Raw genomic sequence first — 20,549 nt, forward strand, 5'->3', positions numbered from 1 at the left:
CGTCCCCGTCGAGAGCGGCGGACGGTTTCAGCGGTCGAGGCGGTCGAACACGTCGCCGAGGGCTTCGGCGAACTCGGCAGGACACCTCAGGAAACCCACGTGGTCGCAGGGGAACTCGAGCAACTGGACATCGAGGCGCGCGGCGAGGACGGCGGCGATGCGGTGGGGGAGCGTCTCACACGAGTCGGCCCCCGCCACCACGGCGAGGCGAGCGGCGCGCAGGGCGTCCATGTCCGGTCTGAAACGAACGAACGACCGCAGCTCGTACTCCAGGCACGTTTCCATGTTCGCCTGGACGCGGGCCAGCATCTCCAGCACCGGGGCGGGCAGAGCCGCTGACGGCTCAGGCGGGATCTCCACGCCGACCTCCGCGTTGAGCACGCGGATGGCCTTGCCGACGCCGTCACGCCGGTAGGTCTCGTGCACCTCCTGGAACAGCGTGTGCCAGCGCTCCGCGTCGGGCAGCAGCTCGATGAGGAACGGCTCGTGCGCGACCAGGGAACGGACCTGAGCCGGGTGGCGGGCGAGCAGGTCCATGCCGATCATGGCGCCGTAGCTGGTGCCGAAGACGCGGGCGGGCTCGTCGCCGATCGCGCGCAGCAGCAGGTGGGCGTCGTCTGCGTGTTCGCCGATCCATTGCTCCCGCGCCGGCTCGGTGAGGCGGCTGCGGGAGTTGCCCCGCAGGTCGTAGGTGACGACTGTGTGGTGCTCCGCGAGCAGAGCGGCCAGCGGCCCGAACAACGCCGCGTCGCCGTCGCCGCCGTTGACGAGCAGGAGGGGCGGTCCTGAGCCGCGCACCTCGTAGTAGAGGTCGGCGCCGGGTACGGCCAGCGTGCCGGTGTCCATGAGTTCGCCTTCCGGGGGGATTGGACCACCCACGGCCTGCCGTGGGCGCTGACGCTCCCGCGCAACGTCGTGTTTCCATCCTTTCACCGCGCCCCGCCCCGCCGCCCGGAGTCGTCGGCATTCCCAGAACTTCGCGGGGAACGGTGCTCACCGCCTCAGACGGTGTGCTCCGGCTGCTCGGGGGCGGCTCGCCTGACGGGAGTGAGAAGCGCGGCGACCGCGATCAGCAGGCAGCCTCCTCCGGCGAGCAGGAACACCTCGGCGGCCCCGTACCGCCCGGCCATCCAGGTGAGCAGCGCGGCCCCCACCGGACCTGTGGAGTTGTGGATGGTCCAGAACGCGGAGGTGACGCGGCCCAGCAGACGGTCCGGGGTCACCTGCTGACGCAGTGACATCGAGCTGATGCCGGCCACGCTGGCGCAGGCCAGGTAGGCGGCCGCCAGGGCGGTGATCACCGGGATGTCCCCTGAGAGGCCGATGCCGGCCATGGCGAGCGCGCCCACCGCCTGTGCCCCGATCCACGAGGCGCCGAACCACAGCCTTCTGCGGACGGGCGCCGCCAGCAGGGATCCGGCGATCGTGCCGAGCCCCGCGATCGCGAGGATGACGCCGACCTCGCCGTCCGACCTGCCGAGATCATGTTTGAAGAAGTAGATCAGGACGTCGGTCAGGCCGTACGTCAGGAAGACGAGGAACGACAGCAGCACGGTCAGGGGGCGCAGCACCGGATGCCGCCAGAGAAATCGGACGCCCGCCAGCAGCTCCCGCCACGGCCCCTGACGGGCGGGGACGGCCTGCCCGTCAGGGGCCGTGGCCTGCCCGCCGAAGCGGATGAGCCGGATGCCCACCACGGACACCGCGAAGCTCGCCGCGTTGACGGCGACGGCCGCGGTCGCGCCGAACCGCTCGGTGACCAGCCCCGCCAGCAGTGGGCCCGCGATCCCCGCCGCCGCGTAGGTGGCGTAGAGCAGACCGTTGGCCTCGGTGACGCGGTCGTCGCGCACGAGGGTGCGCACCGCCGTCACATAGGTGACCTGGAAGACCATCCCGATGGCCTCGCTGACCGGTAGCACCACGTACAGCAGCCACACCTGCGGGCCGAACGTCCAGGCCAGCGGTATGAGGCCGTACGAGACCACCCGGGCGAGGTCGCAGTAGATCAGCAGCGCCCGCCGGTCGAAGCGGTCGACCAGCGCTCCAGCGAACAGCCCGGCGACGATCGACGCCACACCGGCGACACCGGTCAGCAGCCCCATCTGCGCGACCGACCCGGTCACGTGCAGCACCAGCAGCGGGACGGCGACGTAGGCGAAGGAGTCTCCGGCGACGGAGAACGTCTGCGCGCCCCAGAAGACGACGAAGTCACGCTCGCGCCACAGCGGACGTACGGGTGCGCCTTCCGTTCCCCCGGCCGGTGTCACCCGTCGAAGATCTCCCATGGCAGGCGAGGTCCGCAACCGCCCGGAGAGGGAGATCGTCGACGGGTGACCGCGTTGGGGTGCTCGTCCTACGGCCGGCCGACGTAGCGGCGGAGATGTTCGGCGGTGAGCGAGGTCCCGGTGGCGACGAGTTCGGCGGGGGTGCCGGTGAAGACGACCTGACCGCCGTCGTGGCCCGCTCCCGGTCCGAGGTCGACGATCCAGTCCGCGTGGGCCATCACCGCCTGGTGGTGTTCGATGACGATGACGGTGTTGCCGTCGTCGACGAGACGGTCGAGCATGCCGAGCAGCTGGTCCACGTCGGCGAGGTGCAGGCCGGTGGTCGGCTCGTCCAGGACGTAGGTCGTGCCGTTCTTCGCCATGTGGATGGCGAGTTTGAGCCGTTGCCGTTCGCCGCCGGACAGCGTGGTGAGCGGCTGGCCGAGGCCGAGGTAGCCAAGACCGACCGCGGCGAGGCGGTCGAGGACGGTGCGGGCCTGGCCGCCGGTGAAGAACTCCCGGGCCTCCGTCACGGACATGCCGAGGACCTCGCTGATGTTCCTGCCGCGCAGCCGGTAGGAAAGCACCTTCGGGGTGAACCGTCTCCCCTCGCACTCATCGCACACCGACGCCACCTCGGCCATCATGGCGAGGTCGGTGTAGATCAGCCCGATGCCCTTGCACGCGGGGCACGCGCCCTCGGAGTTGGCGCTGAACAGGCCGGGCTTCACACCGTTCGCCTTGGCGAACGCCGCCCTGATCGGGTCGAGCAGCCCCGTGTAGGTGGCCGGGTTGCTCCGGCGTGAGCCGCGGATCGCCGACTGGTCGGCGACGACCACGCCGTCCCGCCCGGCGACGTAGCCGTGGATCAGCGAGCTCTTGCCGGACCCGGCGACGCCGGTGACGACGGTGAGCACGCCGAGGGGGATGTCGACGTTCACGTCCCGCAGGTTGTGCAGGGAGGCGTCCTTGATCGGCAACAGCCCGCTGGGGGTGCGCGCCTTCTCGCGTACCTCCACCCGATGGTCGAGGTAGCGGCCGGTCAGGGTGCCGGACTCCCGCAGTCCCGCCAGGTCGCCGGCGAAGCAGATCCGGCCGCCCGCCCTGCCGGCCCCTGGGCCGAGGTCGACGACATGGTCGGCGATCCGGATGGTCTCCGGCTTGTGCTCGACGACGAGCACCGTGTTGCCCTTGTCGCGCAGCTGGAGCAGCAGGTCGTTCATCCGTTGGATGTCGTGCGGGTGCAACCCCGCGGTGGGCTCGTCGAAGACGTATGTGACGTCGGTCAGCGCCGAATTGAGGTGCCTGACCATCTTCACGCGCTGTGTCTCGCCGCCGGACAGCGTGGAGGTCTCCCGGTCGAGGCTCAGATAGCCGAGGCCGATCCCGGCCAGCGAGTCCAGTGTCTCGCCGAGTGCCTCGAGCAGCGGCCCGACGGAGGCGTCCCGGATGCCCCTGACGAACTCGGCCAGGTCGTTGATCTGCATGGCCGAGCACCGCACGATCGTGTGGCCGTCGATCGTCGAGGACCGGGCCGCCTCGTTCAGCCGGGAGCCCTCACAGGCGGGGCAGCCGGCGAGTTTGACCGCCCTGTCGGCGAACGCGCGCGCCTGGGGCTGCATCGACTCCCGGTCCTTGGCGAGGTACAGCCGCCGGACCTTGGTGACGAGCCCCTCGTAGGTGACGTTGTTCGATCCGATTTTGAGTTTGGTGGCGGGCTTGTGCAGGAAGTCCTCCCACTGGGCGGGGGTGTAGTCCCTGAGCGCGAGGTCGGGGTCGAAGAGGCCGGAGTGCGCCATCAGCTGCCAGTACCAGGTGTCCACCCCGAACCCGGGGACCGTGATCGCTCCGTCGTTCAACGACAGCCTCGTGTCGACCAACTGGTCGACGTCGATCTCGGAGACCTTGCCGAGCCCCTCGCACCGCGGGCACATGCCCTCCGCCCTGTTGAAGCTGAAGGCCTGGGGAGGGCCGACGTGGGGGACGCCGATCCGGCTGAACAGGATCCGCAGCATGGTGTGGGCGTCGGTGGCGGTGCCCAGGGTCGAGCGGGAGTTGGCGCCCATCCTTTCCTGGTCGACGACGATCGCCGCGCTCAGGTTGCGCAGCGAGTCGACGTCGGGACGGCTGAGGCTCGGCATGAAGTACTGGACGAAGGCCGTGTAGGTCTCGTTGATCAAGCGCCGTGACTCCGCGGCGATCGTGTCGAAGACGAGGGAGGACTTTCCCGAGCCCGAGACCCCGGTGAAGACGGTGAGCCGTCGTTTGGGGATGTCGAGGGAGACGTCGGCCAGGTTGTTCTCCCTGGCTCCGCGGACCTGGATGAGGTCGTGTCCGTCCGCGGCCGCGTGTTCCGGCACGCGGGGGCCGGCGATTGCGAACACTCCTGATCTGTCACCGGAATTCATGCCTTCAAGTTTCTCATTGAAGTCCTTGTTTGAACTTTTTCATCACCTCCGGCGGATTTTCCTGGTGTTTGTTTCGGTAACCTTAAAGTCGATGGTGAACCCTGTTATTGGAGGGCGGAGCGATGAGCCGTGAGGAAGCAGCCCTTCGTCCCATCGACCTGGCGCGGATGGCGGGCGTCTCCACCCAGCAGATCCGCAACTACGCCGACGCCGGCGTCCTGCCCCCGACTCCGCGGACCGCTGCCGGTTACCGCAGGTTCGACGCGGGGCACCGCCGGGCCCTGATCACCTACCGGACGCTGGCGGGAGGGCACGGATGGGAGGCCGCCCGAGCGATCATGCAGGCTGTCCACGCCGGAGACCTCTCCGCGGCGCTCGCGCTCGTGGACGCGGGCCATGCGGCGCTGCACGAGCAACGCCTCTCCCTCAGGGCCGCGGGCGAGGCGCTCGAGGCTGTCGCGGAGCAGCCCCCGGAGTCCTCGGCGTCGCCGCGGTCGGGCATGCGTGTGGGGGAGGTGGCCGCCCACCTCGGCGTGCGCGCCTCCGCCCTGCGCCTGTGGGAGTCCGCCGGTCTCCTGACACCGAAGCGCGATCCGGGCACCGGCTACCGCCGCTTCGGCCCGGCCGACGTCCGGGACGCGAGAATGATCAACATGCTCAGGCAGAGCCGCTATCCCCTGTCACGGATTCAGCCCATCCTCGACGGCCTGCGCAGGACGGGCAGCAGCGACGCGCTGCGGGCGGCCATCGCGCAACGTCAGGCCGAACTGACGCAACGGGCGGCGGCCATGCTTGAGGGCTCCAGCCGCCTGCACCACTACCTCACCGGGGGAGGAGCGCCCTCGGATCCCGTGCCGCCCGGCTGACGGCGGCCGAGGCGAAGGCGGTGATGATCGGATGCGGCCTGCTGCCGTCACCGGCCAGCTCGGGCTGGAAGAGCGTGGCCAGGAAGAACGGATGGTCGGGCAGCTCGAGGATCCGTACGGCTCCGGTGCTGTCGTGACCGGTGAAACTCAGCCCGCCCGCCTCGAGCGCGGGCAGGTAGACGGGGTTGAGGCCGAAGGAGCACGAGTATCTCTCCACGGTCCTGGCCGCGCCGACGACCTTCTCGGCCAGCGATCCCGGCGTCAGCCGTACCGCCTCCTCGTGGCCCGCGAGCGAGCAGGCCAGCCGCAGCAGCAGGAAGTCGTCGGCGTCCGGGTCGTTCTCCGCGTGCGCGACCGGCAGGCCGAGGACGTTGCGCGCGTACTCCAGCAGCGTGTGCTGGAAGCCGCCGCAGGTGCCGAGGAACGGGATGCCGTGCTCGCGGGCGGTGCGGGCGGCGTTCACCGCGCCCGCCTCGCTGAGGTACGGGCTGCCGGGCATTATCCAGACGCCGTCGAACCCCTCCAGGTCCTCGGCTTCGGTCGTGGGGATCCAGTAGGCGTCCAGCGTGAGCCCGTCGCGTTCGCGCAGGGCCTGGAGGATGGTGGGAACGCGTGTGTGAGCCTGGACGCCGGGGGATCTGTCGCCGACCAGGGCGACTGTCGCGGTGGTCATGCCCCCATCCTTGCCGCGCCCCCGCAGTAAGCGCCAACGATGATTGCCGTTCCTTCGATAAGAGATACTGATGCGCTGTGGAGCCACACCTGCTGCGCACGTTCGTGACCGTCGTCCACCGGCGGTCCTTCTCCGCTGCCGCCGAGGAGCTCGGCTACACCCAGTCGGCGGTGTCCCAGCAGATCGCCGTGCTGGAGGCGGACCTGGGGGTGGCGCTGCTGCGGCGCCGTCCCGTGCGGCCCACCCCGGCGGGGGAGCGCCTGCTGGAGCACGCGGGCCCGCTGCTGCTGCGCCACAGGGCGGCCCGCGCCGACGTGCTGCGCGCCGCCGCGGGGCCCGCGGAACGGCTGACCGTGATCGCCTCCCCACTGGCGTGCACCCCGGCGATCGCGCGGGGCCTGACGGCGAACCGCTCGGTGGCGACCCTGCGCACCGTGGGACGCGAGCGCGTCGCCGAGCGGTTCGCCTCCGGCGCGGCCGATCTGGGGCTCGTCGACGGGATCGCCGCTCCCAGCGACCCGCTGCGGCTGCCCGACGTCGGCACGCCCGCCAGGATCGGCGTCGCGGAGGAGGAACTGGTCGTGGTCCTGCCCGACCGTCATCCGCTGGCCCGCAGGCGCGGGCTGGCGCTGGCCGACCTGGCCGACGCGCTGTGGCTGCGGGCCGATGTCGCCGTTCCCGTCGAGCGGTTACGCGAGATCGCGGGAGTCGGCGGGTTCCGTGTCGCGTTCGGTTACGACGGCGAGGACGTGCACACCGTGGTGAACCTGGCCGCCGCCGGGCACGGGCTGGCGCTGCTGCCCGCGTCGGTGGCGGCCGGGGTGCCGCTGACCGCGCCGCGTGTGGTGCACCGGGTCGAGGCGCTGTACGGCCCGTCCTCGGATCGGGCCGCCGCCCTCGCGGCTCAGCTGCGCCAGCCGCCCTCGTCGACCCCGCCCGGCACCTCGGCCGCGGGGTCGTAGGGGGTGCGGGTGAAGACGAAGGTGTTGAGGTCCAGATGGCTGAGCGAGCCGTCGGCCCTGCGCACCAGGCTCAGCCTCTCACCGGCGTAGTAGCCGTCCAGGCCGAGCCAGGTCCCGTCGCCCTGGGCGACGAACCGCGAGGCCCGGCCCGCTCCGCCGACAGGACCGAGCGCCAGCCCCCGTTCCGGCAGCAGCCGCAGCGCGTACGCGCTCGGCCCCCAGTACCACGGCCCCGTCAGCTCCAGCAGATCGGCGTCGGCTGTGACGGGCTCCCACTCGGCGGGCAGGCGCGGCTCGTGCTCGTCCAGGATGGCCAGCAGCTCGGTCAGGAGCGTACGGCTCACCCCCGAGGTCGAGTTGGCCATGAACAGCACGCCCACCCTGTCGGACGGGTCGGCCCAGACGGTGGCCAGGAAGCCCGGCATGGAACCGCTGTGACCGGCCAGGCGACGCCCGCCGGCGCGGGCGAGCTGCAGGCCGAGGCCGAATCCGCCGGTCCAGGCGTCACCGTCGTCGACGGTCGCGGGCTCGCGCATCTCGGCGACCGTGGCCGGGTCCAGGACGCCCGCGGTGTCTCCGGCGACGAACGCCGCCCACCGGGCGAGGTCGCCGGTGGTCGACCAGAACTGCCCGGCCGGGGCCATCGCCAGCGCGTCGTGCTCGGGCTCGGGCAGCAGCACGTCGGCCCACGGGTGCACGGCGTAGCCGGTGGCGTGCGGCGCACGCGGGCGGGTCGTGGTCTCGCGCATGCCCAGCGGCTCCAGCACCTCCGCCTGCACGGCCCGCTCCCAGCTCACTCCCCGGTGCCTGGCGATCAGCTCGCCCAGCAGGGCGAAGCCCAGGTTGGAGTAGTGGAAGCGGCGCCCGGGACGGTGGCGGGAGGTCTCGGGGCCCAGCAGGCCGATGAGCTGCTCGACCGGCATGCCCGGGGTCCGCTCCCACCACTGCCCCGGCGGCTCGGCGGTCAGCCCGGCCGTGTGCGACAGCAGCTGGGCGACGGTCACCTCGTTGACCGGCGTGCCGGGGACGTGCTTGCCGATCGGGTCGAGCAGGTCCACCCCGCCCTCGTCGCGCAGGCGCATGACCACGACCGCGACCATGCTCTTGGTGATCGAGCCGATGCGGTACTGGGTGCTCTCCGTGGGGGCCGCTCCCTCGACCCGGCCCCGCGAGCCGAACCAGGCGATCCGTCCCTCACGCACCACGGCCGCCGCGAGGGACGGCAACCGCGACTCGGCCTGCTCGACCGCGATCCTGCGCAGCAGTGCGCGAGCCGTGCTCTCCAGAACCGGCGACATCAGATGATCCCTCCCCGACACGACATGTGTGCTCAGGCTAGTGCCGCAGAAGCCCTGTCAGCACCCTTGACGCAATCGCGATTCGGCGGTCGGCACGCTCTCATCGGCGATCGCCTCGAGCGCCGTCTCAGGAAGGGTTTGTTTTTGTACCTACTAGTACGTACATTTCTGGCATGAGCACCTCGGAGCGCCTGATCGAGAGCACCCGTGAGCTGCTGTGGGAACGCGGTTACGTCGGCACCAGCCCCAAGGCGATCCAGCAGCGGGCGGGAGCCGGGCAGGGCAGCATGTATCACCACTTCACCGGCAAACCTGATCTGGCTCTCACGGCGATCCGCGTCACGGCCCAGGAGATGCGGGACAGGGCGGAGGAGGAACTCTCCGCGCCCGGCACCGCCTTCGAGCGGGTCTCGGCCTACCTGCGGCGCGGGCGGGACGTGCTGCGCGGCTGCCCGATCGGACGGCTGACCCAGGACCCCGACGTCGTCGCCGACCCGGCCCTTCGGCGGCCCGTGGACGAGACGTTCGCCTGGCTGCGCGACCGGCTGGCGGACGTGCTCGCCGAGGGGCGCGACCGCGGTGAGCTGGACGCGGCGCTGGACCCGGTCGCCACCGCCTCGGCGGTCGTCGCCGTCCTGCAGGGCGGCTACGTCCTGGCCCGTGCGGCAGGCTCGGCCGAGCCGTTCGAGCAGGCGGTCGACGGTGTGCTCGGCCTGCTCGCCGCCCGCGTCGTCCCCACTCCCTCGCCCTAGGCGAGCAGCGCCCCGCCATGTTCCGCCGGAGGGTCGGCGCGCCGGCCAGGGAGGCGTTTTCCCGGTGTACGCCATGCAGTACGAGATCACTCTGCCCGCCGACTACGACATGGGGATCATCCGGCGGCGGGTGGAGACCCGCGGCCGCGCCCTGGACGCCCTGGCCGAGCGGGAGACCGGCGAGCTTCGCCGCTTCGCCGAGACGCGGGGCGCGCACAGCGCCGCGCTGCTCCTGGACCCTCGGGGCTGGGAGATGCTGCGCCTCACCCTGTGGGAGCACGCCGTCCCGGCGACGGAGCCCGCCGGTGACCGCTACGAGATCCTCCACCTGTCCGCGCCGGGCCTGGACGACATCCCGGCGGGCCGCCTCTGGTGACCCTCCACCTGCCGAGATCACCACAAGTCATGATATGACTACTTTTAGCAATGAAGCGGGTGGGTGTGCCTCTGACGTGCGGGGAAACGCCCGTCCGAGACCGCGACCCCGGGACCCGACGGTCAAGGAGGCAGCGATGGAGTGGTTCCCCGCCATGCCGCTCGAGGGCTGGATCGCCACGAAGGAGACGGTGCACCGGTTCACACAGATCGTCGGCAAGGTGCGGCTCGCCACCAGCACCCGCCGCAACCACTGGTGGAACGTCCCCTTCCATCTGACGGGCCGGGGCATCACCACGAGGCCTTCCGGCGGCTTCGGCGGCACGCCGATCTTCACCGTCGACTTCGACTTCGTCGGCCACCGTCTGGTCGTTGACAGGCTGGACGGACGCAGGGCGGCCTTCAGCCTCATCGGCCAGTCGGTCGCCTCCTTCTACGGGGCCCTGTTCGAGGCGCTGGAGGACCTGGGCATCGCGGTGGAGATCGAAGCCGAGCCGTTCGGGCTCGCCGACGACACGCCGTTCGCCCAGGACACGGGACACGCCGACTACGATCCGGTGCTGGCCAACCGATACTGGCGGGTCCTGTCCCAGGTCAACCTGGTCCTGGAGCGCTTCGCCGCGGGCTTCTGCGGCAAGGTCAGCCCCGTGCACCACTTCTGGCACACCTTCGACATCGCCGTGACCCGCTTCTCCGGGCGTACGGCGGGCCCGCAACCCCAGGCCGACCCGGTCACCAGGGAGGCCTACTCCCGCGAGGTGATCAGCAGCGGGTTCTGGTTCGGCGACGACACGATGCCCTGGCCCGCCTTCTACTCCTACACCGCCCCCGAACCCGCGGGCCTGGCCGACGAGCCGCTACGTCCGGAGGAGGCGGCCTGGCTGCCGCAGCGGGGCAGCCACCTGGCCGTCCTGCGCTATGACGACGCGCGCGCCCACGACGACCCCGTCGCCACCGTGCTGGACTTCCTCGACAGCGCCTACCGGGCGGGCGCCAGGCGGGCAGGATGGGAGGCGGTGCTGCTGGCCAGCCCCCCGGGGGTCACCGACCAGGTGCTTGCGCCGCCCGCGCGCGAGGCCACCTGAGGCGGCCCTCCGCGTACGCCACGCCGGCGAGCACCACCAGGCCTCCGGCCAGCAGGTTCCAGGTGACCGGCTCGCCCAGCACCACCACGCCGACCAGCACCGCCGCGACCGGGACCACATAGTTGACCGCGGACGCGGTGGTCGCTCCGACGTCGCCGATGAGCCGGAAGTACAGCACGTAGGCCAGACCGGTGCCGAGCAGGCCCAGGATCGCCACGCTCGCGGCCACCCGCCCGGTGAGGTGCGGGGTCTGCCAGGCCAGGAAGGGGGTCACCAGCGCCTGGTCCGCCCTTACCCCGCGACCGTAGGAGCCGGCAGTTCCAGGTGGCTCCCGTGACGCCCGTGCGGTCGCGGTGATCAGGTGGCCTCGCCGCGGGCGATGTAGAGGTTCATGTCGGTGAAGTCGACCGTGATGTTGTAGGGCTTCCAGAAGCAGTGGGAAAACCAGCCCATCGTGTCGAACCCTGTCCCATAGGGCCAGGGCACGTTGACCGGCTGGTTTGGGTTCGTGTAGCAGTAGACGTCCTTGGCGGCGGCGTTGCCGAGGCGGATCTCCTTCGGGTAGCAGGGGTAGACGACGGCCGGGTGGCTTTGGGCGAAAGTCCCGATCTGGCGGTCGTAGTCGGTGCGGATCCTCAACTGCTTGGCCGTATCCCCGCGCACGCCCGCGGCGATCTCGCTGACTCCGCCGAAGTTCACCCCCACCACCCCTGTGCGGGAGCCGGCGACACCGGCGAAGCTGCCCGTGCTGTGCAGGTAGTGCTCACGGGCCAGCCACAGCGGCAGGGGCTCGGCGCCCGCCCGTGTGGCGGCGGCACGTGCCTTCCTGGCCGTCTCGGGGGTCCGGCGGCGCAGGATCAGCTGCCGGCCCGCGTAGTCGAAGGTGGTCAGCAAGTGGTAGAAGACCCACGTGCCGATCAGGCCGTCGCTGTCGGTGTCGATGTCTTCGCCCGACTCCGTCGACGACCAGCTCACCGGAATGTTGCGCAGCTCGATGCCGCCCAGCTTGAAGGAGTCCAGTATTCCCCAGTACGCCCATATGACGCCGTTCCCGTACTCGGTCTTCTGACTGGCGACGGGGCTCAGCCCGGCCTCCTTGGCCACCGACGCGCGCATGCTCAGATTCGGGGCGCCGGTGTAGAACATGAAGCGCTTCGGCGGTCCGCCGTTGACCGAGGCCTCGACCAGCGGAATCGGGTCCATCTGCTGGAATGGCAGCCGCGCGATGTCGCCGTGGACCTGATACGCCTCGCCGTGGACTGCCGCGAACCACTTGGCGTAGCTGTCCTCGCCGGCCGCTTTCCAGTGGGGTTCGGACAGGCCGAATTTGTCCTGCCGGATGTAGCAGTCGGCCAGGAAGTAGTTGGCTTCCTTGTCGTCGGGCGCCAGGGCGAGGGCCATCCTGAGGTATTTCTCGGCGTCGGCGAACCGGTTGGCCAGCAGCGCCACATAGCCGCGCTGGCGGGCCGCGTGCAGGTTCTTAGGGTCCTTTTTCAGGATCTCCTCGTACGCGCGGCCGGCCTCCCCGAACTTACCGGCCTTGAACAGCGCGTCCGCGTCACCGCTGCCGGCCAGCGCGGTGGCCGCGCCGCCCAGCAGCGGCGCGGCCGCGGCGGCACCGGTCAGCACGGCGGCGCCCCGCAGCAGCGAACGCCGGCCCCATTGCCTGTCATCAGCCACGCCTTCTCCTTTTCGTGATCACCTTCGCCGTGACTTTCCGTCCGACGGGCGGGCACAACACCTCCGGCCGGGTCGTCTCGCCCCGTTCGATGAGGACGACGCCGTGGTGCCGGGGCCACCCGGGCCGTACAGCGTCGTCCCGATGCGGGTGGCCGAATCGCTTCGCAGCGCGCTCCGTAACTCGCCCGCCGGCCGACTCCGTCCACTGTCGGCCAGCCGTATCCCCGCCTCGTCCGCGCCGTGTCACGGTCGTGTCACGGCCGCAACCGACGATGGCAGTCGTCGACAAACCGAGACATGCGGCAGACGACGCGCGCGTTCGGCACCGATCGTGGTTCGTGATGGGGGCGGACCAAGTAAGCCGGGAAGGGGTCGATCCCGGCTCAGAGGGCCTGATGAGGCATCGGCAGCTCTGTCGGAGGGTCCGCCCGGTCCGGTTGGCCAGAGGTCCTCGACGTAGGCGGCGGCGACGTCGCCGGGCGGGTTGGCGCACAGCTTCAGGTACCGGTCGTTGGCGTGACCGAGGCGGTGTTCCAACTCGGCGCGGGTGTGGCCGGAGGCCTCCGACAGCTGACAGGCGAAGGTAGGGCGCAGGTCGTGCGGGCGCATCGTGCCGAGCTTGCGGTCGGCGTCGGTGGTCTGCAGGTCGCGGATCCGGCCGACGTCGCCGACGGTGGTGTTGATGGAGCGGGCGACAGCCGCCTGTCCGGGGCGGCGCGCCGCGATCGAGGCCGCCGACAGAAACAGTGTCTGCGAGACCGGGCCGGTGTCGCTGGGGCGTTCGGCCTCCAGCTAGTCGGCCGGCGCGGCGCGGGCGTCTCGGTCAGCTGACGTCGCCGCTCATCATGGGCGACCTGTTTGGGCCTGCCGGTTTCCCCGGCTGCGGCCTGTGCTGTGCTCCGGTGTTGCGATCTCGGCCTGGGCTCGGCCGGGGAAGGTGAGGATCCGCTCGATGACCAGGTCCGGAGCTTCGACGGGCAGCGCGTGTCCGGTGCCGGGCACGATCTCCACGCGCCAGGACGGGGCGGTCTCGGCCAGCCGTGCGGCCACCGCCTGCGCGTCGTGCAGCGCGCTGCGGGCGCCCAGCAGCACCTGTACGGGTACGGTCAGCTCGCGAATCTGCTCGTCGGTGTAGGCGGGCGGGATGGGCAGCCGCCGGCGGAAGGACCGGCCGGCCGCCATCAGCGTCATCAGCGCGTCCTCGCGCAGTGTGCCGTTGCCGACGGCGCCGGCGACACGGCGTCGCAGCGCCCGTGGGAGCACGGCTGCCATACCGCCGACGATGAGCCACCGGTAGAACCGTCCGGTCAACGGCGCGAAGCCGACCGGGTCCACCAGCGTCAGCGCCGCGACCCGGCCGCCCCCGCCGAGCTGCTGTTGCACCGCGGTCCAGCCGCCGTAGGAGGAACCCACCAGATGGGCGCGTTCGGCGCCGAGCGCGGCCAGGACGTCGGTGAGCCAGCCGCCGATCTCGGCGCCGGTCGTGAGCGGCCGCGTCTGAACCGAGCGGCCGGGCTCGCCGAGCGGGTCGACGGCGTAGACCGGGCGTGTGCGCGTCAGCGGTTCGATGTAGCGGTACCAGGCCAGTGCGTTCCCGCCGGCGCCGGACAGCAGGACCACCGGATCCCCCTCGGCGGGCCCGGCCCGGTGGACCCGCACGGTGCCGGCGCGGGTGTCGACGTCGACGGCGTCCACCGGCGCCGGCCACAGCTCGCCGAGCACTCGGTCGTAGACGGCGAAGTACTTGTCACGGGCGGAGTCGCCGGTGAAGGCCGACGGCCGGTCGGGTGTGCGCATGGTGACGTCATCCCCCTCTGAATGGATACAGTCGTATCCTAACAGTTGGGATCCTCTTCGGGGCAATCGCGAAGATCCAGCGAACCTCTCCCCGGCCTACGGCGATGCGGAGGGCCGTCCTCGGCGCGGCGGCGTACGAACACCGTCGGCGGCTCGCCGCGTCGCGCGTCTGGCGGGAGCCGGTGCTGTCGGAGCTGGGCCTGCCGGTCCGCGAAGCCGATGCAGGAGCTCCGGCTGCGCCCGACCGCACGGTCCCAGCTCCGGTAAATACGTTGCGAGGCCCGGAACGGGCAGGGCATGCTGGGGCGATCGAGCGGCGGAGAGCGCTGCCTGGACCAAGGAGGGCTGACGGATGGCCATCACTGCACTGCGGCACGTCCGCATCAGTCCCACCTCTTTGTTCAGGAGCACACCCGTTGTCTTCCGAGTACGAACTCTCTGACACCTACTCCGACCTCGACGCCCGCCGGTCCGAATTCACCGGTGATGAGTCCCAACCAGATCCGGCCGCGGCCTTCGCCTTCGAGTTCCATTCGGTCGACGAGGAGCTGGGCCCGGATCAGCGGTGGTCCACCTGGCTGGAAGTCGAGCGCGGTTCTCGCGGCCCGGAACCACGCCCCTCGTGGGTTGTGACGGAACAGGCTGCGATCGACACCGAGCTCGGTGTCCTCAAAACCGGCAAGGAAGCCGACGTCTTCCTGCTCGAACGGGCCGTCGAAGCCATCGGCGACAACCCGGCGAAGTCCTCGCTGCTGGCCGCGAAACGGTACCGCACCGAGGAGCACCGGTCCTTCCACCGCAGTACGTCGTACGTCGAAGGCCGCCGTACCCGCAACAGCCGCGACAGCCGGGCGATGGCGAAGAAGACCTCGCACGGCCGCAGTGTCGCGGCCGACCAGTGGGCATACGCCGAATGGGACGCCCTCAACCGGTTGTGGAAGGCCGGCGTCCCGGTGCCGTATCCCGTGCAGGTGGACGGCACCGAGCTGCTGATGGAGTTCATCGACGACGGCGAGGGCGGTGCCGCGCCCCGGCTCGCCCAGGTCCGGCCGTCGAAGGAGCTGCTCGGTGTGTACTTCGAGCAGCTCCGCGACGGCATGCGCGAACTGGCCCGCGCGGGGCTCGCGCACGGCGACCTTTCGCCGTACAACGTCCTCGCGCAGGCCGAGCGGATCGTGATGATCGACCTGCCCCAGGTCGTCGACATCGTCGGCAACCCGAAGGGCATGGACTTCATGATGCGCGACTGCCACAACATGGCCACATGGTTCACGAACCGCGGGCTCGAGATCGACGAACAAGAGCTGTTCGCCGACCTGCTCACGATGGTGTTCTGATCGCCTTCTGCCGACAACACACTCGGACACCGACAGGTCTGTCCGGAACCTGCAGCGGCGCGGCGAAGCGGGTGACGACCAGTGGCTGACCGAGACCGTGGGCGAGAGGCCGGTGGCACCGTTCAGCCTGTACCTGGACCGCAGCGCCTGGATCACCCTGTTCCCGGTGAACTGATCAGTTTCGGGTCCGACACCACGGCCGTAACCGGCGCGGGCGGCTTCTCACTCGTCCGAAGGTCGCCGGTCTTGAACGCCTGCCACTCCGGCCAGGCTCCGGACGCGCCGGGCACCGTGGTGCCGGAAGCCCCTCACCGGGCTTCCGGGAAGCCTCCGTTCTCGGAAGTGGATACGGCTGGAGCTGCCGAGAACATGTACGACGCAGGAGGGAAATCCCAGCTCGACACTTCCGGGAACAGAGCCGCACCGCTACTTGGCGGCTGGGAAACGTTTTGGGAAGGGGAGGCCTAGTAGGAGTCCCACTTCTCCCGGCTCGTCCGAAGTATCTTGACCCCGAGCCATGCCAGGGCGAGCGCCGTCAGCATTGGCGGCAACCACAGCGGGGCGGCGGGGGAGGTGACGATGAGGAGTGGGACGGCGATCGGGAGAACCCATCCGGCGACGATCAGAAGCGGCAACGCCCCGTGGCCGAACCCCGCTCGCCAAACGCCGATCAGGACGAGCAGCAACCCCGTTCCGGCGAGGAACATCGACAGGACGAAGGCGTAGTCGAGGGGCAAGCGACTCTCCCCGGGAGCCTTGTACAGCCCGGTGTCCGCGACCAGAGGCAGCACCGACGCGACGACGTTGGCGGCGGCGGTGAGCCATCCGGCGACGCGCCAGAACACCCCTGCCGACCCCATCGTGTGCAGCAGGCCGATGATCGCGAGGGCGGTCAGCAGATCACCCGCCTGGTACAGGACCGATGCGGTTTGGGTGACGGCCCCTCCCTCGCCGTACGCGACGGAGGGCAGCGCGGTGGCGACGACATCTGGCAGCGGGGCGATGATCAGCAGCAGGCCGGAGCCGACACGCCGAAGGTCGGCGGAGTCCTTCAGCATGGGTTCCCTTCCTGTACGGGGTCGTCGCACAGGACGGTAGCCGCCGCCTCCTCGTTGATCATCCGTCCCGAGAGTGATGTGCCGTCCCCCGCCAGGTGTAGGGGGTGGACCTGCCAATCAGGGCACGCTGCAACTCGACCGGCTCCAGCGTCTCGACCTCCCCCTGCGCCAGCCGTTCAAGGTCGAGACCGTGCCGGGCGGCGAAGGCGGGCCAGCGCGGATCACGCTGGGCGGTCTGGGTCACGACGTGGTTCGGGGGTGGACATCGTGTAGGAACGCAGCTCGGGAACTCGCCATGCGATCGCGGCGACGGCCATGGTAGTCAGTAGGCCTCCGATGCAAATCACTGTTCGGGGCCCGAGGAGCGACGCGGCGGTCCCGTGCAGCAAGTTCGCGAGCTGCGGTCCGCCGATGAGGACAACAGTGAGCGCTCCTTGGATCCGGCCGCGCATGGCGTCGTCGGTAAGGGCTTGGGAGATGGCGTTGCGGAAGGTGCTGAGCACGAAGTTCACGGCTCCGCCGAGGACGAGTGCTGTCAGCGCGATCCACAGATGTGCCGCCAAGCCGAGTGCGACCACAGTGATGCCCCACGCGGCAGCGGCTGCCGCCATGAGAGCGCCATGGCGGCGGGCGCGGGTGAAGGTGCCCGACAGGAGACCGACCGCGAACACCCCGGCTGGGTAGGCGGCGTAGAGCAGTCCCAGTGCCGGACCGCCGCCGACCGGGCCGCCGTAGGTGCGCTGGGCCAGTTCGGGGAAAAGTGCGATCGGCATGCCGAAGACCATCGCCGAGAGGTCGACCGCCAGCACTGCCACGAGCAGTCGGCTGGCGGCCAGGTACCGGAACCCAGCCAGGGTCTGAGCGATGGTCGGATGGTCCCCGCGGTGCGGTTCGGCCGGAACGTTCGATGCTCGGACTGGCTCCAGGCGGGGCAACTTGGCGACGGCCCACACGACGGCCAGCAGCGCGAGCGCGTCGAACAGGTACAGGGTGCCGAGCCCGACGAGCGGGATCAGAAGGCCGGCGAGCGCGGGGCCCAAAATCGCCCCGGCGTAGCGGACCAGCGAGCTGAGGCCGTTGGCCGCTGGGAGCAGTTCGACCGGGACGAGGCGGGGCACCACGGCACCCATCGTTGTCATGATCGATCCGAAGGTCAGTCCCTGGCAAGCCACCAGCGTCATCAGGATCGGGACGGATCGGGCGTCCAGCACAGACTGAGTCCACAAGGCCGCGTAGGTCAATGTCAGGCCGCAGTGCGCGGCCAAGAGTATCGTTCGCCGGTCTCTGACGTCAGCGAGAGCACCTGTCCACAGAGCCGCCACCACCAGTGCGACGAACGACACGACGGCCGAGGCCCCCACGGCCGCCGATGAACCGGTCATGGTGAACAACTGCGTCGGGATCGTGGCCAGGCTGAACGACCCGCCCACCGCGCACATCACTGACGCCACCCACAACCGCCGGAACGCGTCGACCCCCAGCGGCCGACGATCGACGATGATGCCGCGCCCTGCCTTGAGCCCAGGGGCGCGCATCACCGGCTGGGAATGTTCCGGACGGCATCCGCAGCGTCCAGCGGTACGACGTCGGCGACGACACAGGCGATGTTGTCGGGAGCGCCTGCGGCGTACGCTTGCGCGATCAGTTCGTCGAGTGCCTGCTGCGGGCCGTCCTCCTCGGTCAGCACCTTCTGCAGGGACGCGGCCGGGACGACGGCCGACAACCCGTCGGAGCACAAGAGGTAGCGGTCACCGGCAGCGGCCTGGTGAAGTGACAGGTCCGGATGCGTCCCGCCTGTGCCGGTCAGTGCTCGCACCAGTAGTGAGCGCTGCGGGTGTGAGGCCGCTTCATCGGGGGTCAGTCGTCCTTCGTCGATCAGGGACTGGACGAAGGTGTGGTCATGGGTGATCTGGGAGAGCTCACCATCTCGCAGGCGGTAGGCGCGGGTGTCGCCGATGTGCACCAGCGCCAGATGGGAACCGGACCACAGCAGTGCGGTCAGGGTGGTGACGGCCTCGCCATCCGATGACGCCGCGGCGATCGTCCCGATCTCCGCGTCGGCGTCGTCGACCGCGTCAGCCAGCGCGCCGAGGAGGTCTTCGGCGGGCATGGCGAGAGCCTCCAACGGTTTGAGCGCCTCGATGACGGTCGCGCTCGCGAGGTCTCCGGCTCCGCCACGGACGCCGTCGGCCACCGCCAGCAAGCGGGGGCCCGCATAGGCGGTGTCCTCGTTGCTCGTCCGCACCAGTCCCGACTCCGAGCGGGCGACGTAACGGATACCGAGCATGGTCGCGGAATCGTCCACAGAGCTGCCTCTTCCCGTCAGATAGTCGACGAGGAAGTTTGCCAACCGGCCGCGAGCGGCTGTCTCGGCCAGGAACTGCTCCCAGTAGCCGGCGATCTCCTCGGCCGCTGTCTCCGCGGGTAGATCACACACATGCCGGATACGGGTCAAGGGCATGCCCAGACGCCGCAGCCAGGCGATCAACCGGGCTCGCTCCAACTGCTCCGGACCGTAGAACCGGTATCCCGAATCGCCGTCCACGGCGGCCGGCGGCAGGAGCCCGAGTTCGTCGTAGAGCCGCAGGGCCTTCGGCGACAGCCGAGCTGCCCGAGCGAACGCTCCGATCGTCAGCAGCTCCCGCACCACTCCTCCTCGTCCCGGCCACGACGACCGGTGTCAACGATGCTGGGGCTTCACCCAAGGGGAAGGTCAACAACATCACCACCCTTCCATGTGCCTTGGCAGGACCGCTCCGAGCTCCCTGGCAATCGCTACGCGCTGGCCCCGAGATCGAGACGGCTGTCCATGTCGAGGCGGAACCGGCCGTAGGGGTTGACGTGGGTCCAGAACAGCGGCGACAGGGCGCGCCGATCTTCGTCGGTGAGGTGGTCGCAGGCGAAGACGGTGCGGACCACACGGCCGAGTTCTTCCAGGGCGAGGCAGACGGGCTGCTTGGGGCCGCCGCTCTGGCCGAGCACGCACCGGTCACTCCGTGTCGCCGTCACTCCGGAAGGCGCGGCGGTAGGCGGAGGGCGTGGTGCCGAGAACCTTCGTGAAGTGCTGGCGCAGGCCGTTGCCCGTGCTGAAGCCCGAGCGCTCGGCCACGGCGTCGACAGGCAGGCGCGTGGTCTCCAGGAGCTCGCGCGCCCTGTCCAGGCGTCGCCGCGTGAGCCATCCGATGGGGGTGAGGCCCGTCTCATGACGGAAGCGGCGGGTGAAGGTCCTGGTGCTCATCCTGGCCTGCTCGGCCAGCTGCGGGACGGTGACGGGCTCGTGCAGCCGCTCGAGCGCCCACCCCAGCACAGGGCCGAGCCCCCTGTCCTGCGCAGGAACCGGCAGGTCGGGCGACACGTACTGTGCCTGGTCGCCCTCCCGCTGCGGCGCGACGACCATCCTGCGGCCGACCTCCGCCGCCACGGCCGCGCCGAAGTCACGGCGGACTATGTGCAGGCACAGGTCGATGCCCGCCGCGGTGCCCGCGCTGGTGAGGACGTCGCCCTCGTCGACGAACAGCGCGCGTGGATCGACGTCGACCCTCGGGTAGCGCCGCTGCAGCTCGCCGGCGTGCATCCAGTGTGTGGCGGCCGCGCGGCCGTCGAGCAGGCCGGCGGCGGCCAGTATGAAGGCGCCCGAGCACACGGCGGCGATCCGTGCGCCCCTCTCGTGCGCCCCGACCAGGGCGCCCAACAGCGCCTCGGGCGGGCGGTAGGAGGCGTCCGCGCAGGCGGGCACCACGACGAGGTCGGCCGAGCGCATCGCCTCCAGCCCGTGGGGTGCGCGCAGCGACAGCCCGTTGAGCGACTTCTGCTCGTGGTCGGTGCTCTGGCAGAGCGCGAGGTCGTACCAGTCGGGGGTCAGGTCGCGGCGGTCCCTGCCGAAGACCTCACAGGGGACGGCGAGCTCGAACATCGGGCAGTCGTCCAGCACAGGGACGACCACGCGGATCCTGGCCATGCCGCTAATCTAATGGCTCAAATCTTGTGGAACACG

General features: G+C 70.4%; 20 protein-coding genes. 6 read left to right on the top strand and 14 right to left on the bottom strand.

Annotation, left to right across the window (positions count from 1 at the left end):
* Positions 1-27: 27 nt before the first annotated feature.
* The 3 genes from PKF00_RS13120 to PKF00_RS13130 form a co-directional block, all read right to left on the bottom strand.
* A complete protein-coding gene (locus PKF00_RS13120; protein WP_271217729.1) occupies positions 28-846 on the bottom strand; it encodes an alpha/beta fold hydrolase in 819 nt (272 codons plus the stop codon).
* A gap of 155 nt (positions 847-1,001) precedes the next feature.
* On the bottom strand, positions 1,002-2,285 hold the full coding sequence (locus PKF00_RS13125) for an MFS transporter (RefSeq protein ID WP_271217730.1): 1,284 nt from the start codon (positions 2,283-2,285) through the stop codon (positions 1,002-1,004).
* A 68-nt stretch (positions 2,286-2,353) separates the two neighbouring features.
* On the bottom strand, positions 2,354-4,672 hold the full coding sequence (locus PKF00_RS13130) for an ATP-binding cassette domain-containing protein (protein ID WP_425582163.1): 2,319 nt from the start codon (positions 4,670-4,672) through the stop codon (positions 2,354-2,356).
* A 122-nt stretch (positions 4,673-4,794) separates the two neighbouring features.
* Here PKF00_RS13130 and PKF00_RS13135 point away from each other — a divergent pair, with 122 nt between their 5' ends.
* The gene (locus tag PKF00_RS13135; RefSeq protein WP_271217732.1) at positions 4,795-5,538 is read left to right on the top strand and encodes a MerR family transcriptional regulator; all 744 of its coding nucleotides are present in this window, start codon (positions 4,795-4,797) and stop codon (positions 5,536-5,538) included.
* Here the strand turns inward: PKF00_RS13135 and PKF00_RS13140 are convergent.
* Complete coding sequence (locus PKF00_RS13140; protein ID WP_271217733.1) at positions 5,495-6,211, bottom strand: CTP synthase C-terminal region-related (seleno)protein; 717 nt, start codon at positions 6,209-6,211, stop codon at positions 5,495-5,497. The two genes, PKF00_RS13135 and PKF00_RS13140, sit on opposite strands and share 44 nt — an antisense overlap.
* Before the next feature lie 77 nt (positions 6,212-6,288).
* On the opposite strand from PKF00_RS13140, the gene PKF00_RS13145 reads away from it, so the two are divergent.
* Entirely contained in the window at positions 6,289-7,173 is an 885-nt protein-coding gene (locus PKF00_RS13145) for a LysR family transcriptional regulator (protein ID WP_271217734.1), read from the top strand.
* On the opposite strand, the gene PKF00_RS13150 is transcribed toward PKF00_RS13145, so the two are convergent.
* Positions 7,116-8,471 carry a serine hydrolase domain-containing protein gene (locus PKF00_RS13150; RefSeq protein WP_271217735.1) on the bottom strand — a complete coding sequence of 452 codons (1,356 nt, stop codon included), beginning with the start codon at positions 8,469-8,471 and terminating at the stop codon, positions 7,116-7,118. The two genes, PKF00_RS13145 and PKF00_RS13150, sit on opposite strands and share 58 nt — an antisense overlap.
* A 173-nt stretch (positions 8,472-8,644) precedes the next feature.
* Here PKF00_RS13150 and PKF00_RS13155 point away from each other — a divergent pair, with 173 nt between their 5' ends.
* From PKF00_RS13155 to PKF00_RS13165, 3 genes are all read left to right on the top strand, one after another.
* Positions 8,645-9,223: a TetR/AcrR family transcriptional regulator gene (locus PKF00_RS13155; RefSeq protein ID WP_271217736.1), complete on the top strand. Its 579-nt coding sequence runs from the start codon at positions 8,645-8,647 to the stop codon at positions 9,221-9,223.
* A 73-nt stretch (positions 9,224-9,296) separates the two neighbouring features.
* Positions 9,297-9,599, top strand: a complete 303-nt coding sequence (locus PKF00_RS13160) for a DUF4865 family protein (protein WP_271217829.1) — start codon at positions 9,297-9,299, stop codon at positions 9,597-9,599.
* A 136-nt stretch (positions 9,600-9,735) separates the two neighbouring features.
* Positions 9,736-10,683, top strand: a complete 948-nt coding sequence (locus tag PKF00_RS13165) for a DUF5996 family protein (protein ID WP_271217737.1) — start codon at positions 9,736-9,738, stop codon at positions 10,681-10,683.
* On the opposite strand, the gene PKF00_RS13170 is transcribed toward PKF00_RS13165, so the two are convergent.
* From PKF00_RS13170 to PKF00_RS13180, 3 genes are all read right to left on the bottom strand, one after another.
* Entirely contained in the window at positions 10,640-10,957 is a 318-nt protein-coding gene (locus tag PKF00_RS13170; protein WP_271217738.1) for an EamA family transporter, read from the bottom strand. The genes PKF00_RS13165 and PKF00_RS13170 overlap by 44 nt on opposite strands.
* An 83-nt stretch (positions 10,958-11,040) precedes the next feature.
* Positions 11,041-12,363: an aspartyl protease family protein gene (locus tag PKF00_RS13175; RefSeq protein WP_271217739.1), complete on the bottom strand. Its 1,323-nt coding sequence runs from the start codon at positions 12,361-12,363 to the stop codon at positions 11,041-11,043.
* An 843-nt stretch (positions 12,364-13,206) separates the two neighbouring features.
* Positions 13,207-14,160 (bottom strand): alpha/beta fold hydrolase, encoded by a 954-nt coding sequence (locus PKF00_RS13180; RefSeq protein ID WP_271217740.1) that lies wholly within the window; start codon positions 14,158-14,160, stop codon positions 13,207-13,209.
* 416 nt (positions 14,161-14,576) lie between these two features.
* On the opposite strand from PKF00_RS13180, the gene PKF00_RS13185 reads away from it, so the two are divergent.
* Positions 14,577-15,497 (top strand): serine protein kinase RIO, encoded by a 921-nt coding sequence (locus PKF00_RS13185; RefSeq protein ID WP_271217741.1) that lies wholly within the window; start codon positions 14,577-14,579, stop codon positions 15,495-15,497.
* 464 nt (positions 15,498-15,961) lie between these two features.
* Here the strand turns inward: PKF00_RS13185 and PKF00_RS13190 are convergent, their stop codons facing one another.
* The 6 genes from PKF00_RS13190 to PKF00_RS13215 form a co-directional block, all read right to left on the bottom strand.
* Positions 15,962-16,555: a hypothetical protein gene (locus PKF00_RS13190; protein ID WP_271217742.1), complete on the bottom strand. Its 594-nt coding sequence runs from the start codon at positions 16,553-16,555 to the stop codon at positions 15,962-15,964.
* Positions 16,556-16,613: 58 nt separating this feature from the next.
* Complete coding sequence (locus PKF00_RS13195; protein ID WP_271217743.1) at positions 16,614-16,799, bottom strand: hypothetical protein; 186 nt, start codon at positions 16,797-16,799, stop codon at positions 16,614-16,616.
* Positions 16,777-18,090, bottom strand: a complete 1,314-nt coding sequence (locus PKF00_RS13200; protein ID WP_271217830.1) for an MFS transporter — start codon at positions 18,088-18,090, stop codon at positions 16,777-16,779. Before PKF00_RS13200 ends, PKF00_RS13195 begins: the two co-directional genes overlap by 23 nt.
* Positions 18,090-19,202, bottom strand: a complete 1,113-nt coding sequence (locus PKF00_RS13205; RefSeq protein ID WP_271217744.1) for a MerR family transcriptional regulator — start codon at positions 19,200-19,202, stop codon at positions 18,090-18,092. The genes PKF00_RS13200 and PKF00_RS13205 overlap by 1 nt, the downstream gene beginning before the upstream one ends.
* 128 nt (positions 19,203-19,330) lie before the next feature.
* Entirely contained in the window at positions 19,331-19,537 is a 207-nt protein-coding gene (locus PKF00_RS13210) for a Tn3 family transposase (protein WP_271217745.1), read from the bottom strand.
* A 7-nt stretch (positions 19,538-19,544) separates the two neighbouring features.
* Positions 19,545-20,513: a GlxA family transcriptional regulator gene (locus PKF00_RS13215; protein ID WP_271217746.1), complete on the bottom strand. Its 969-nt coding sequence runs from the start codon at positions 20,511-20,513 to the stop codon at positions 19,545-19,547.
* Between the last annotated feature and the right edge of the window lie 36 nt (positions 20,514-20,549).

It is taken from the genome of Streptosporangium carneum (assembly GCF_027922005.1).
GTDB classification, from domain to species: Bacteria; Actinomycetota; Actinomycetes; order Streptosporangiales; family Streptosporangiaceae; genus Streptosporangium; species Streptosporangium carneum.

Excerpts from the sequence above, each read along its gene's own strand:
- PKF00_RS13120 (WP_271217729.1), bottom strand. The coding sequence starts at position 846 with ATGGACACCGGCACGCTGGCCGTACCCGGCGCCGACCTCTACTACGAG.
- PKF00_RS13125 (WP_271217730.1), bottom strand. The coding sequence starts at position 2,285 with ATGGGAGATCTTCGACGGGTGACACCGGCCGGGGGAACGGAAGGCGCA.
- PKF00_RS13130 (WP_425582163.1), bottom strand. The coding sequence starts at position 4,672 with ATGAATTCCGGTGACAGATCAGGAGTGTTCGCAATCGCCGGCCCCCGC.
- PKF00_RS13135 (WP_271217732.1), top strand. The coding sequence starts at position 4,795 with ATGAGCCGTGAGGAAGCAGCCCTTCGTCCCATCGACCTGGCGCGGATG.
- PKF00_RS13140 (WP_271217733.1), bottom strand. The coding sequence starts at position 6,211 with ATGACCACCGCGACAGTCGCCCTGGTCGGCGACAGATCCCCCGGCGTC.
- PKF00_RS13150 (WP_271217735.1), bottom strand. The coding sequence starts at position 8,471 with ATGTCGCCGGTTCTGGAGAGCACGGCTCGCGCACTGCTGCGCAGGATC.
- PKF00_RS13155 (WP_271217736.1), top strand. The coding sequence starts at position 8,645 with ATGAGCACCTCGGAGCGCCTGATCGAGAGCACCCGTGAGCTGCTGTGG.
- PKF00_RS13160 (WP_271217829.1), top strand. The coding sequence starts at position 9,297 with ATGCAGTACGAGATCACTCTGCCCGCCGACTACGACATGGGGATCATC.
- PKF00_RS13165 (WP_271217737.1), top strand. The coding sequence starts at position 9,736 with ATGGAGTGGTTCCCCGCCATGCCGCTCGAGGGCTGGATCGCCACGAAG.
- PKF00_RS13180 (WP_271217740.1), bottom strand. The coding sequence starts at position 14,160 with ATGCGCACACCCGACCGGCCGTCGGCCTTCACCGGCGACTCCGCCCGT.
- PKF00_RS13190 (WP_271217742.1), bottom strand. The coding sequence starts at position 16,555 with ATGCTGAAGGACTCCGCCGACCTTCGGCGTGTCGGCTCCGGCCTGCTG.
- PKF00_RS13200 (WP_271217830.1), bottom strand. The coding sequence starts at position 18,090 with ATGCGCGCCCCTGGGCTCAAGGCAGGGCGCGGCATCATCGTCGATCGT.
- PKF00_RS13215 (WP_271217746.1), bottom strand. The coding sequence starts at position 20,513 with ATGGCCAGGATCCGCGTGGTCGTCCCTGTGCTGGACGACTGCCCGATG.